Below are 13,143 nucleotides of genomic sequence, written 5' to 3'. Positions count from 1 at the left end.
CTACTCGGCCGAGGGCGCCTCACCCTCGTCCGTGCCGGTGGTCGCGGCAGCCTCGGCGGTCTCGTCCACGGCCACGTCGCCGTCGACTTCCTCCGCCTCACGCCCCGCCTCGGCGTTACGAGCGATACCGACGACGGCATCGCGCTTGCCCAGGTTGATCAGTTGGACGCCCATGGTGTCACGGCCCGTCTCCCTGACCTCGTTGACTCGCGTACGAATCACACCGCCCGACAGCGAGATGGCGAGGATTTCGTCGGTCTCCTCGACCACCAGCGCGCCGACCAGCGAACCGCGGTCCTCCACGATCTTGGCGGCCTTGATACCGAGGCCGCCGCGACCCTGGACGCGGTACTCGTCGACAGCGGTCCGCTTCGCGTACCCGCCGTCTGTGGCAGTGAACACGAACGTACCGGGTCGAACAACATTCATCGACAGAAGTTCATCGCCCTCGCGGAAACTCATACCCTTGACACCCGAGGTGGCCCGGCCCATGGGCCGCAGGCTCTCGTCCGTGGCGGTGAACCTGATCGACTGTGCCTTCTTGCTGATCAGAAGCAGATCGTCATCGGCCGAAACCAGCTCGGCTCCGATCAGTTCGTCGTCGGAACCGTCGTCCGTCTCCCGCAGGTTGATCGCGATGACGCCACCGGCACGCGGCGAATCGTAATCCTTCAGAGGCGTCTTCTTGACCAGGCCGCCCTTGGTGGCGAGGACCAGGTACGGCGTGGCCTGGTAGTCGCGGATCGCGAGGATCTCGGCGATCGCCTCGTCCGGCTGGAAGGCGAGAAGGTTCGCGACGTGCTGGCCGCGCGCCTCACGGCCGGCATCCGGAAGCTCGTACGCCTTCGCGCGGTAGACGCGGCCCTTGTTGGTGAAGAACAGCAGCCAGTGGTGCGTGGTCGACACGAAGAAGTGGTCGACGATGTCGTCCTGCTTCAGCTTCGTGCCGCGTACGCCCTTGCCGCCCCGCTTCTGCGAGCGGTAGTCCTCCGTCTTGGTGCGCTTGATGTAGCCGCCGCGCGTGATGGTGACGACGATGTCCTCTTCGGCGATCAGGTCCTCCATGGACATGTCGCCGTCGAAGGGCACCAGCATCGTCTTGCGGTCGTCGCCGTACTTCTCGACGATCGCGGCGAGTTCCTCGCTGACGATGCCGCGCTGGCGGACCGGGGAGGCGAGGATCTCGTTGTACTCGTTGATCTTCGCCTGGAGTTCGTCGTGCTCCTGGACGATCTTCTGGCGCTCCAGGGCGGCCAGGCGGCGCAGCTGCATCTCGAGGATGGCGTTCGCCTGGATCTCGTCGATCTCCAGGAGGTCCATCAGGCCGCCGCGCGCGATCTCGACGGTGTCGCTGCGCCGGATCAGCGCGATGACCTCGTCGATGGCGTCCAGGGCCTTCAGCAGACCGCGCAGGATGTGCGCCCGCTCCTCGGCCTTGCGCAGCCGGAACTTCGTCCGGCGGACGATGACCTCGATCTGGTGCGTCACCCAGTGGCGGATGAACGCGTCCAGGGAGAGCGTGCGCGGGACACCGTCGACGAGCGCCAGCATGTTGGCACCGAAGTTCGTCTGCAGGTCCGTGTGCTTGTAGAGGTTGTTCAGCACGACCTTGGCGACCGCGTCACGCTTGAGCACGATCACGAGTCGCTGGCCGGTGCGCGAGGACGTCTCGTCGCGGACGTCCGCGATGCCGCCGACCTTGCCGTCCTTCACCAGGTCGGCGATCTTCTGCGCGAGGTTGTCGGGGTTGACCTGGTAGGGCAGCTCCGTGACCACCAGGCACTGGCGGTTCTGGATCTCCTCGACCTCGACGACCGCCCGCATGGTGATCGAGCCGCGGCCGGTGCGGTACGCCTCCTCGATGCCCTTGCGGCCCACCACCAGCGCGCCGGTCGGGAAGTCGGGGCCCTTGATGCGCTCGATCAGCGCGTCCAGGAGCTCCTCGTGCGAGGCCTCCGGGTTCTCCAGGCACCACTGGGCGCCGGCCGCGACCTCGCGCAGGTTGTGCGACGGGATGTTGGTCGCCATGCCGACCGCGATACCGGCCGAGCCGTTGATCAGCAGGTTCGGGAAGCGCGCGGGCAGGACGGTCGGCTCCTGGGAGCGGCCGTCGTAGTTGTCCATGAAGTCGACGGTTTCCTCGTCGATGTCACGGACCATCTCCATCGACAGCGGCGCCATCTTGCACTCTGTGTAGCGCATGGCGGCGGCCGGGTCGTTGCCCGGGGAGCCGAAGTTGCCGTTGGAGTCCACCAGCGGCATCCGCATCGACCACGGCTGCGCGAGGCGGACCAGCGCGTCGTAGATCGAGGAGTCGCCGTGCGGGTGGTAGCTGCCCATGACGTCGCCGACGACACGGGCGCACTTGTAGAAACCGCGCTCGGGGCGGTAGCCGCCGTCGTACATGGCGTACAGGACGCGGCGGTGGACGGGCTTGAGGCCGTCGCGGACGTCGGGCAGCGCACGGGACACGATGACGGACATCGCGTAGTCCAGGTACGAGCGCTGCATCTCCGTCTCGAGCCCGACGGGCTCGATACGCATCACGACGTCGCCGCCCTCTTCAGGGGTGACGGGAGTGTTCTCGTCGGCCATTGCTGGTGAAGATCCTTTCTGGTGCGGTCAGCTGAGACCGACTCAGATGTCGAGGAACCGGACGTCCTTGGCGTTGCGCTGGATGAACTGGCGGCGGGCCTCGACGTCCTCGCCCATCAGGACCGAGAACAGGTCGTCGGCCTGGGCGGCGTCGTCGAGGGTGACCTGGCCGAGGACGCGGTGCTCCTGGTCCATGGTCGTGATGCGCAGTTCCTCGGCGTTCATCTCGCCGAGCCCCTTGAAGCGCTGGATCGAGTCCTCCTTGATGCGCTTGCCGCGCTGGCGGCCCATCTCGACCAGTGCGTCGCGCTCGCGGTCGGAGTACGCGTACTCGACCTCGTCCCGGCCCCACTTGATCTTGTACAGCGGGGGACGCGACAGGAAGACGTGGCCGGCCTCGACCAGCGGCCGCATGAAGCGGAACAGGAAGGTCAGCAGCAGGGTGTTGATGTGCTGGCCGTCGACGTCGGCGTCCGCCATCAGGATGATCTTGTGATAGCGCAGCTTCTCGATGCCGAAGTCCTCGTGGACTCCGGTGCCGAAGGCCGAGATCAGCGCCTGGATCTCCTGGTTCTGCAGGATCTTGTCGATCCGCGCCTTCTCGACGTTGAGGATCTTTCCTCGGATCGGGAGGATCGCCTGGTACTGCGGGTTGCGGCCGGACTTGGCCGAACCGCCGGCGGAGTCGCCCTCGACGATGAAGATCTCGCACTTGGTGGGGTCGTTCGACTGGCAGTCGGAGAGCTTGCCCGGCAGGGAAGCCGACTCCAGCAGGCCCTTACGACGCGTCAGGTCGCGGGCCTTGCGGGCGGCCACGCGCGCGGTGGCCGCCTGGATGCCCTTGCGGATGATGTCCGCGGCCTCGTTCGGGTTGCGGTCCAGCCAGTCGTTGAGGTGCTCGTAGACCGCCTTCTGGACGAAGGTCTTCGCCTCCGTGTTGCCCAGCTTGGTCTTCGTCTGGCCCTCGAACTGCGGCTCGCTCAGCTTCACCGAGATGATCGCGGTCAGACCCTCGCGGATGTCGTCGCCCGTGAGGTTGTCGTCCTTCTCACGCAGCAGCTTCTTGTCGCGCGCGTACTTGTTGATGAGGTTCGTGAGCGCCGCGCGGAAGCCCTCTTCGTGCGTGCCGCCCTCGTGCGTGTGGATGATGTTGGCGAAGGAGTACACGCCCTCGCTGTAGCCGCTGTTCCACTGCATGGCGACTTCGAGGGAGAGGCTCTTCTCCTTGTCCTCCGCCTCGAGGTCGATCACCGTCGGGTGCACCGCCTCTCCCTTGCGGGAGTTGAGGTACTTCACGAAGTCGACGATGCCGCCCTCGTAGTGGTACGTGACGGTCTTGACCTCGTCCTTCTCGTCCGCACCCGCCTCGTCCGCCCCGGCGGTGGCCTTCGCGGACTCGCGCTCGTCAGTGAGTTTGATCGTCAAACCCTTGTTGAGGAACGCCATCTCCTGGAAGCGCCGCGAGAGCGTCTCGAAGGAGTACTCGGTGGTCTCGAAGATGTCGGGGTCGGCCCAGAAGGTGACCGACGTGCCGGTCTCCTCGATGGCCTCGTGCTTGACGAGCGGCGCCGTGGGGACGCCCATCTTGTAGTCCTGCGTCCAGCGGTGACCGTCGGTCCTGACCTCGACGGCGACCTTCGCGGACAGCGCGTTCACGACCGAGACGCCCACGCCGTGCAGACCACCGGAGACCGCGTAGCCGCCGCCGCCGAACTTGCCGCCCGCGTGCAGCACGGTCAGCACGACCTCGAGTGCCGGCTTGCCCTCGGAGGCGACGATGCCGACCGGGATGCCACGGCCGTTGTCGACGACGCGTACGCCGCCGTCGGCGAGGATCGTGACGTCGATGGTGTCCGCGTGACCGGCCAGCGCCTCGTCGACCGAGTTGTCGACGACCTCGTACACAAGGTGGTGCAGTCCGCGCTCGCCGGTCGAGCCGATGTACATACCGGGTCGCTTGCGGACCGCGTCCAGGCCCTCGAGGACGGTGATGGCGCTGGCGTCGTACGAGGCGGTGACCTCGCCGTTCGACGAGGTCACCACGCTGTTCTCGCCGGCGTCGGTGGACGGGATGTTCTCGTTGGGGTTGCCGGAATCGGCCACGAAGCGCCCTTTCTGGCACAGCACGAGCCAGGCTCGTCGGCGGGTTGCCGGAGCGGCTGCGGCATGTTGCGTTGGTAAGCCTTGTTCAGCGTTGCTCAGCTTTTCCCGGACGGTCCCCATGAGTGGGGCGGGATTAGCTTCCAGTCTACCGGTAGCGCCGACAGTGATGGGGGTTTGCCGGTACCTGAGTCCGCATGTGGCGCCCTCAACTGGCATCTGCCGGGTCCCCATATACGGAACGGGGCTCCAAGAGGCTCACAGCGGCACTCAGCGCTTCCAGCTGTCAACCCATGGCTACTTGGGAGTCAGGTAGCGATTCGCCACCGCATGCGGTGGTACGACAAAGCGGCCGCCGGCGCTGCGACGAGACCGCCGACGGCCTGCGGATGTGAGGTCTGTCACCCGTATGTGTCGCCGGGGCCCTTGCTTCCGGGGGCGCGCAGGGGACCGTAGCGGCGGGCGGGGCCGCTGGGGCCGTTCACCTTGATCATCTTCACCGCGCCGTGCCCGAGATCCTCGTTGAGCCGGGCGACGAGCGTCGGGGCGAGCAGGCGCAGATTCGTCGCCCAGGCCGTGGAGTCACAGCGCACGACGAGCACCCGCTCGTCCTCGTCGTACGTGTCCGGCACACAGTGTTTGGCCACGTCCTCGCCGACGATCTGCTGCCAGCGGCCCATCACCCCGCCCACCGCCGCCGGGGTCTCCCAACCGCGCTCGGTGATGAGCCGGTTGATCGCAGCACCGAGCGCCATCGGGTCGCGCCCGTCGGCGCGCGCGCCGGAGCGCAGGCCGCCGCGCCGCGCCTGCTTCTTCTGCTGCGCCGCGTCCCCACGCGCGCGTGCCTGTTCCTTCGCCGCCCTGAGCGCCACGCGCGCGAGGTCGACACCGGACGGCTCGGGGGTCTTCTCGTTCTTCTCGTTCTCCCCGGAGGCGGGTTCCTGGTTCGTCATGCGCGCTCCACCGTCCCGTCCGACACGGAGTACCGCGTCCCGGTCAGCACGTGCGGCACGTCGTCGTCGACGGCAGCGGTCACCAGCACCTGCTCACCGGGCGCGACCAGTTCAGCGAGCCGCTCGCGGCGGCGGGTGTCGAGCTCGGCGAAGACGTCGTCGAGGACGAGCACCGGCTCGTTGCCCTCGGCCCGCAGCAGGTCGTAGGAGGCGAGGCGCAGCGCCAGCGCATACGACCAGGACTCACCGTGGGACGCGTACCCCTTGGCGGGCAGCTGACCGAGTTTGAGAAGCAGATCGTCCCGATGGGGCCCTACGAGGGTGACGCCCCGCTCGATCTCCTGCTTGCGCGCTTCGGCGAGGGCAGCCATCAGCTGCTCGCAGAGGTCCTCGCGCGTGTGGGCCTCACCGGGGGCGGACGGCTTGTAGTCGAGGGCGATCGGCCCGCCGCCCGGCGCCAGTTGCTCGTACGCCTTGTCGGCCAGTGGCTGGATCGTGGCAATCAGGTCGAGCCGCTGAGCCAGCAACTCGGCACCCACGCGCGCGAGATGCTGGTCCCAGACGTCGAGCGTGGACAGGTCCATGGACCGGCCGCCGTGGCGGCGGGCCAGCGCGGCCGACTTGAGAAGCGTGTTGCGCTGCTTCAGGACCCGCTCGTAGTCGGAGCGCACCCCGGCCATGCGCGGCGAGCGGGCGGTGATCAGCTCGTCGAGAAAACGACGCCGCTCGCCCGGGTCGCCCTTGACCAGGGAGAGATCCTCGGGCGCGAACAGGACAGTCCGTACGATGCCCAGCACGTCACGGGGTCTGACCTGCGAGGACCTGTTGATGCGGGCCCGGTTGGACTTGCCGGGGTTCAGCTCCAGCTCGACCAGCTGCTGCCTCTCGCCCTGCTTGACCTGCGCCCGGATGACCGCGCGGTCGGCGCCCATGCGGACCAGCGGGGCATCGGAGGCGACCCGGTGGCTGCCGAGGGTGGCGAGATAGCCGACGGCCTCGACCAGGTTGGTCTTGCCCTGCCCGTTGGGTCCCACGAAGGCGGTGACGCCCGGGTCGAGTGGGACCTCGACCCGGGCGTACGAGCGGAAGTCGGCCAGCGACAGATGCGTGACGTGCATAGTCGTTCGCCGACCTCCCCCAGCGTTGTGGATCCGTGGCCGAACGGCCTGTGGATCTGTGGATTTCTTCTCGTCCTGTGGATTACTTCGTCTCTACGGCGTGGCCGCCGAACTGATTGCGCAGTGCCGCGATCATCTTCATCTGCGGCGAGTCGTCCTGGCGCGACGCGAACCGCGCGAAGAGCGAGGCCGTGATCGCGGGCAGCGGTACGGCGTTGTCGATGGCGGCTTCCACAGTCCAGCGTCCCTCGCCGGAGTCCTGTGCAAAACCCTTCAGCTTGTCGAGGTGCTCGTCCTCGGCGAGTGCGTTCACCGCGAGGTCCAGCAGCCAGGAGCGGATGACGGTGCCCTCCTGCCAGGACCGGAAGACCTCGCGCACATCCGTGACCGAGTCGACCTTCTCCAGCAGTTCCCAGCCCTCGGCGTAGGCCTGCATCATCGCGTACTCGATGCCGTTGTGGACCATCTTCGCGAAGTGGCCCGCGCCGACCTTGCCGGCGTGCACGGCGCCGAACTTCCCCTCGGGCTTGAGGGCGTCGAAGACCGGCTGCACCTTGGCTACGTTCTCCGCGTCGCCGCCGTACATCAGCGCGTAGCCGTTCTCCAGACCCCAGACGCCGCCGGAGACGCCGCAGTCGACGAAGCCTATGCCCTTGGCCGCCAGCTCCTCGGCATGCTTCTCGTCGTCCGTCCAGCGCGAGTTGCCGCCGTCCACGACGATGTCGCCCGGCTCCAGCAGCTCGGCCAGTTCGTCGACGGTCGACTGGGTGGGGGCACCGGCCGGGACCATCACCCAGACCACGCGCGGGCCGCTGAGCTTGCCCACAAGCTCAGACAGGCTGTGGACATCGGCGAGGTCCGGGTTGCGGTCGTATCCGACGACGGTGTGGCCGGCGCGGCGGATCCGCTCGCGCATGTTGCCGCCCATCTTGCCGAGGCCGACGAGACCGAGCTCCATCAGTTGTTCCTTAGGTTGCTGTGTGGCGTGTGAGGCACGTTCGTACCTACGTCCGAGCCTAGACCCGGGCGCTCACGCACACCTGTGGGCATACGCGCTCAAACGTACGGCCCCACCTGCGGGTTTTCCCCAGGCATGGAAGTCCTCTCCACAGCCTGGGGACAGGTCCCCGCGCCTCAGCCGCTCAGCCGCACCGGCATGATCAGGTACTTGTAGGCCTCGTCCGCCTCTGCGTCCAGCGCCGGCTTGCCGCTCAGCAGAGCGGGCTTGGTGGACGTCGTGAAGGAGAGCTGGGCCACCGGGGAGTCGATGGCGCTCAGGCCGTCCAGCAGGAAGGTCGGATTGAAGGCGATCGAGACGTCGTCGCCCTCCAGCTGGGCGTCGACCCTTTCCACAGCCTGTGCGTCGTCGCTGGAACCGGCCTCCAGGATCAGCACACCCTGCTCGAAGCTGAGCCGCACCGGGGTGTTGCGCTCGGCGACCAGGGCCACACGCTTGACGGCCTCCACGAAGGGGGCGGTCTCGATCACGGCGACGGAGTTGAACTCCGTCGGGAACAGCGAGCGGTACTTCGGCAGGTCGCCTTCGAGCAGACGCGTGGTCGTACGGCGGCCCGCGCCCTCGAAACCGATCAGACCCTCGCCCGTGCCCGAGCCGGACAGCGCCAGGATGACGCTGTCGCCGCTCGTGAGGGCCTTGGCGGTGTCCAGGAGCGTCTTGGCGGGCACCAGGGCGACCGCGGACGCCTCGGGGTTCTCCGGCTTCCACAGGAACTCGCGGACCGCGAAGCGGTAGCGGTCGGTGGACGCCAGGGTGACGGTGTCGCCCTCGATCTCGATGCGCACACCGGTCAGCACGGGCAGCGTGTCGTCGCGGCCGGCGGCGATGGCGACCTGCGCGGCGGCCGAGGCGAAGACCTCACCGGGAACGGTGCCGGTCGCGGTCGGCATCTGCGGCAGCGCCGGGTACTCCTCCACAGGCAGCGTGTGGAGTGTGAACCGCGAGGAGCCGCAGACCACGGTCGCCCGTACACCGTCTGTGGAAATCTCCACCGGGCGGTTGGGAAGAGCGCGGCAGATGTCGGCGAGCAGGCGGCCGGAGACGAGGACCGTGCCCTCCTCCTCGACCTCCGCCTCCACCGACACGCGTGCGGAGACCTCGTAGTCGAAGCTGGAGAGGCTCAGCGCGCCGTCCTCGGCCTTCAGCAGGAGGCCGGCGAGGACAGGCGCCGGCGGCCGGGCCGGGAGGCTGCGTGCCGCCCAGGCCACTGCCTCCGCGAGTACGTCGCGTTCCACCCGGATCTTCACTGTTGCCGCCTCCTGCTGTTGCCGGCGCTTCTCGGCCTGCCTGGCTTCGTCGTCTGTCTCGGTGTCGTCGGTCCCTGGGGAGGGAAGGACCACCGGGGACCAGTCTGACGCACGGCACTGACAGTAGGTGCCTCTCGGGGTCAAGTCGTGACGAGGGGCAGTCGGGAGCCGGACAGCGAGTTGTGCACAGGACCCCCTTCGAAACGAACTTCTCGCTCTCTCTAGTTGGGAGTAGTAGTAGGGGCTGTGGAAACCGTGGATAACCCTGTTTTCCCAGCTCAGAGGCGAGATTTTGTCCACTGGCCCTGTGGGCGGAGGCGGTGGACAACTCCGGGGTTCTGTGGAGAACGGAAAGTTCTGCACACCCCGTGCACAGCCTGAGGCGAGTTCTCCCCAGGGCCGTCCCCAGCTTTACCCACGTTTCCCACAGGGCAACCCGGCACCTTCGTGTGACGGCTTTCACTCGACACGGTGATCAGGCGCGTCGCGTTGCCGAACAGTGGACAGCGATGTGGAGAAACCCGTGATCGCTGGGGACAACCGGGTCCTGCCTGTGGGTTGTCGGTGGACAACTTCGTGCACAGCTTGTGGATCACTGGTCTGTCCACAGTCTGTGGAGATCCTTCGTCCACCAATCCACAACCACTTGACCTGCCTTGATGGTTCTTCAGCAGTTCTCCTGTGGATCGAGATCTGGACAACTCCGCAGTCCCCAGCGTGTGGACGGAAGAAAGTCTCCCAATCTGTGGAGAGTGGCCGTAACCCGACCGCTAATCGAACAGCCGGCGTCCGGACGTACGGCAGCGGCAGGCCGCGATGTGGCCCGTGAAACGACGGAGGGCGCCCTGGGGAGTCGTCCCGGGGCGCCCTCTGCGGCGTATGTCGGCGGCTGTCAGCCGTTCTTGATGCGGTTCGTCAGCTCGGTCACCTGGTTGTAGATGGAGCGCCGCTCCGCCATCAGATTGCGGATCTTGCGGTCCGCGTGCATCACCGTGGTGTGGTCGCGGCCGCCGAACAGCGCGCCGATCTTCGGCAGCGAGAGGTCCGTGAGCTCGCGGCACAGGTACATGGCGATCTGGCGGGCCGTGACGAGCGCGCGGCCGCGCGAGGTGCCGCACAGGTCCTCGACGGTGAGGCCGAAGTAGTCGGCGGTCGCGCTCATGATGGCGGTCGAGGTGATCTCGGGGGCCGAGTCCTCGCCGCCGGGGATCAGGTCCTTGAGGACGATCTCCGTGAGGCCGAGGTCCACCGGCTGCCGGTTGAGCGACGCGAACGCCGTCACCCGGATCAGCGCCCCCTCCAGCTCGCGGATGTTGCGCGAGATGCGGGAGGCGATGAACTCCAGGACCTCCGGCGGGGCGTTGAGCTGCTCCTGCACCGCCTTCTTACGGAGGATGGCGATACGCGTCTCCAGTTCGGGTGGCTGGACGTCGGTGATCAGACCCCACTCGAAACGGTTCCGCAGCCGGTCCTCCAGCGTGACCAGCTGCTTCGGCGGCCGGTCGCTGGAGAGCACGATCTGCTTGTTCGCGTTGTGCAGCGTGTTGAAGGTGTGGAAGAACTCCTCCTGCGTCGACTCCTTGTCCGCGAGGAACTGGATGTCGTCGACGAGCAGGATGTCCATCTCGCGGTAGCGCTTGCGGAAGCTGTCGCCCTTGCCGTCGCGGATCGAGTTGATGAACTCGTTGGTGAACTCCTCCGAGCTCACATACCGCACGCGCGTGCCGGGGTAGAGACTGCGCGCGTAGTGCCCGATCGCGTGCAGCAGGTGCGTCTTGCCGAGCCCCGATTCCCCATAGATGAACAGGGGGTTGTACGCCTTCGCCGGTGCCTCCGCGACGGCGACCGCGGCGGCGTGCGCGAAGCGGTTGGAGGCGCCGATGACGAACGTGTCGAAGAGGTACTTCGGGTTCAGGCGTGCCGTCGGTTCACCGGGCCCGGTCGCCGGCGCGGGCTTCGCGGCCAGCGGGCCGGGGGCACCGCTGGAGGCGGGCAGCGCGGAGCCGACCGGACCGCCGCGGTGGACGTGCCCGGAACGGGACGACTGCTTGGGCAGCTCCCGGCGGGCGTCGCGCTGGTCGTAGTCGGGGCGCTGCTGGTCGTAGTCCGGACGTGGCTGGTCGTAGTCGGGGCGCTGCTGGTCGTAGTCGGGTCGCTGTGCCTCGTAGGACGGGCGCTCCATCGACTGCGGACGGTAATCCTGGGAGGGCGGGGCGTACGAGTCCTGTGCCGAGGACCCGTATGAGTCCTGCTGTGGCGACGCGTAGGGGTCCCGCTCGGGGAAGCCGAGGCGCTGCTGCTGCCAGCTGTACTCGTCCTGCGACCGGTACTCGTCCTGCGGCGGGCGCGGCCAGGCGCCGGGCTCGGGGCGCTGGTACTCCGAGGGGTAGGCCGGGCGGGGAGTGGGGAGCTGGTCGCCGGGTGCACCCGGAAGCTGCTCGCCGCGGCCCGGGCGGCGGTCCTCCGCGCGGTGGCGGCCGTAGCCGTCGTACTGCCCGGAGGGGAGCTCGGGCTCCTCGTAGCGGGACTGGGGGCGGATCGGCGGCGCAGGCGGGGCGGGGGGCTCGCCCGCCGAGTCGTCGACGGTGATCGCGATACGGATCGGGCGGCCGCACTCGCGGCTCAGCGTCTCGCTGACGATCGGAGCGAGGCGGCCCTCGAGCACGCCCTTCGCGAATTCGTTCGGTACGGCGAGCAGGGCGGTGTCAGCGACCAGCGCGAGCGGCTGGCAGCGCCGGATCCAGTGCTCGTCCTTGGTCTCCACACCCTGTCCCCGGCCCTCGCCGAGAAGTTGCTCCAGTACTCGTGGCCACACTGCGGCAAGATCGGCAGGTACGTCAGCCACAGGGCACGCTCTCTCACGGGGTCCCACGAACGTGTGGTTGTGGGACGGGTCGGGATTCAAAGGGGGTCGAGCCAAAACAAGGGGTCAAGGGAACGAACCGGGGTTCAGCCACGGTAGTCAGGGCGACGGGTGCGGTTCAAGTTGTTGTCCCCAGGCTGTGGATAGTGTCTCTCAGTGACCGCTGGTTTGACCGGATGGCGTAGCCCCGCGTACCGTAACCAGGTCGAGTTGTCGATGGCTGCTGCCGCCTGCCTCCGATGGGCACAGATCGCGTCAGGTGATCGGGAAGCGGTGCACTCGGGCGTTAACGCGAGCTACTCGTGGGCGCACGGTGACAGCTAAGACGGCACCCCGCCACTACCGATTGATTTCTGGAGCCCCCGAGTGAGCAAGCGCACCTTCCAGCCGAACAACCGTCGTCGCGCCAAGACCCACGGCTTCCGCCTGCGGATGCGTACCCGTGCCGGTCGCGCGATTCTGGCGAACCGCCGCAGCAAGGGTCGCGCCAGCCTGTCCGCCTGATCCCGGTCAGGTCATGCCGTCGTGCTGCCCACCGAGAACCGGCTGAGGCGGCGCGAGGACTTCGCGACCGCAGTACGACGAGGGCGCCGGGCCGGACGTCCGTCCCTCGTCGTCCATCTTCGTAGCGGTGCCACGGACCCGCACGCGCCTGGGGAGAGCGCTCCCCCGACGCGTGCGGGTTTCGTCGTGAGCAAAGCAGTGGGCGGTGCGGTGATACGCAACAAGGTCAAGCGCAGACTGCGCCACCTGATGCGGGACCGAGTCGCCCTGTTGCCCCCCGGTAGCCTGGTAGTCGTACGAGCGCTACCCGGTGCGGGTGACGCCGACCATGCACAACTGGCCCAAGACCTGGATGCCGCCATCGAGCGGTTGCTGGGAGGGGGCGCACGATGAAGTACCCGCTGCTGGCTCTGATCAAGCTGTACCAGTGGACCATCAGTCCGCTGCTCGGGCCGGTGTGCAAGTACTACCCGTCGTGCTCCCACTATGGGTACACGGCCATCGACCGGCACGGTGCGATCAAAGGCACGGCGCTCACCGCCTGGCGCATCCTGCGGTGCAATCCGTGGTCGCTCGGCGGTGTGGACCATGTTCCACCGCGCAAGCGCCCGCGGTGGCACGAAATGCTGCGCGACGCGTGGCGCGCACGCAGGGGCGGGCCCTCCGCCGCCGAAACGGCCACCGAGGAGAACCTTCCTTCGAGCCCGGCCGCAGAGACTCCGTCCCATGCCCAAGGAGCATGATT

The 13,143-nt window shown here is 67.7% G+C and carries 10 protein-coding genes; 3 read left to right on the top strand and 7 right to left on the bottom strand.

Annotated features, from left to right (window positions below; genetic code table 11):
- The 7 genes from gyrA to dnaA form a co-directional block, all read right to left on the bottom strand.
- Positions 1-2,595, bottom strand: a complete 2,595-nt coding sequence (gene gyrA / locus ACYUED_RS21965; protein WP_491293959.1) for a DNA gyrase subunit A — start codon at positions 2,593-2,595, stop codon at positions 1-3.
- 42 nt (positions 2,596-2,637) lie between these two features.
- Positions 2,638-4,722 (bottom strand): DNA topoisomerase (ATP-hydrolyzing) subunit B, encoded by a 2,085-nt coding sequence (gyrB, locus tag ACYUED_RS21960; protein WP_491293958.1) that lies wholly within the window; start codon positions 4,720-4,722, stop codon positions 2,638-2,640.
- Positions 4,723-5,096: 374 nt separating this feature from the next.
- On the bottom strand, positions 5,097-5,648 hold the full coding sequence (locus ACYUED_RS21955; protein ID WP_491293957.1) for a DciA family protein: 552 nt from the start codon (positions 5,646-5,648) through the stop codon (positions 5,097-5,099).
- Positions 5,645-6,766: a DNA replication/repair protein RecF gene (recF, locus tag ACYUED_RS21950; RefSeq protein WP_491293956.1), complete on the bottom strand. Its 1,122-nt coding sequence runs from the start codon at positions 6,764-6,766 to the stop codon at positions 5,645-5,647. The genes ACYUED_RS21955 and recF overlap by 4 nt, the downstream gene beginning before the upstream one ends.
- An 82-nt stretch (positions 6,767-6,848) precedes the next feature.
- Positions 6,849-7,724, bottom strand: coding sequence for a phosphogluconate dehydrogenase (NAD(+)-dependent, decarboxylating) (gene gnd / locus ACYUED_RS21945; protein ID WP_491293955.1), 876 nt, complete (start codon positions 7,722-7,724; stop codon positions 6,849-6,851).
- Between the two features lie 176 nt (positions 7,725-7,900).
- Positions 7,901-9,031 carry a DNA polymerase III subunit beta gene (gene dnaN / locus ACYUED_RS21940; RefSeq protein WP_491294363.1) on the bottom strand — a complete coding sequence of 377 codons (1,131 nt, stop codon included), beginning with the start codon at positions 9,029-9,031 and terminating at the stop codon, positions 7,901-7,903.
- A gap of 892 nt (positions 9,032-9,923) precedes the next feature.
- Positions 9,924-11,876, bottom strand: a complete 1,953-nt coding sequence (dnaA, locus tag ACYUED_RS21935) for a chromosomal replication initiator protein DnaA (RefSeq protein ID WP_491293954.1) — start codon at positions 11,874-11,876, stop codon at positions 9,924-9,926.
- A gap of 384 nt (positions 11,877-12,260) precedes the next feature.
- Here dnaA and rpmH point away from each other — a divergent pair, with 384 nt between their 5' ends.
- From rpmH to yidD, 3 genes are read left to right on the top strand one after another with little or no spacing between them, the layout of a single operon-like run.
- Positions 12,261-12,398 carry a 50S ribosomal protein L34 gene (rpmH, locus tag ACYUED_RS21930; RefSeq protein WP_005482975.1) on the top strand — a complete coding sequence of 46 codons (138 nt, stop codon included), beginning with the start codon at positions 12,261-12,263 and terminating at the stop codon, positions 12,396-12,398.
- Positions 12,399-12,419: 21 nt separating this feature from the next.
- Positions 12,420-12,791, top strand: a complete 372-nt coding sequence (gene rnpA / locus ACYUED_RS21925) for a ribonuclease P protein component (RefSeq protein ID WP_266583108.1) — start codon at positions 12,420-12,422, stop codon at positions 12,789-12,791.
- A complete protein-coding gene (gene yidD / locus ACYUED_RS21920) occupies positions 12,788-13,141 on the top strand; it encodes a membrane protein insertion efficiency factor YidD (protein WP_266517796.1) in 354 nt (117 codons plus the stop codon). Before rnpA ends, yidD begins: the two co-directional genes overlap by 4 nt.
- The last annotated feature ends 2 nt before the right edge of the window (positions 13,142-13,143 follow it).

Source organism: Streptomyces sp. DF42 (assembly GCF_058267695.1).
The sequence above is the reverse complement of the archived record's forward strand: the minus strand, read 5'-3'. Positions and strand labels throughout refer to the sequence as shown.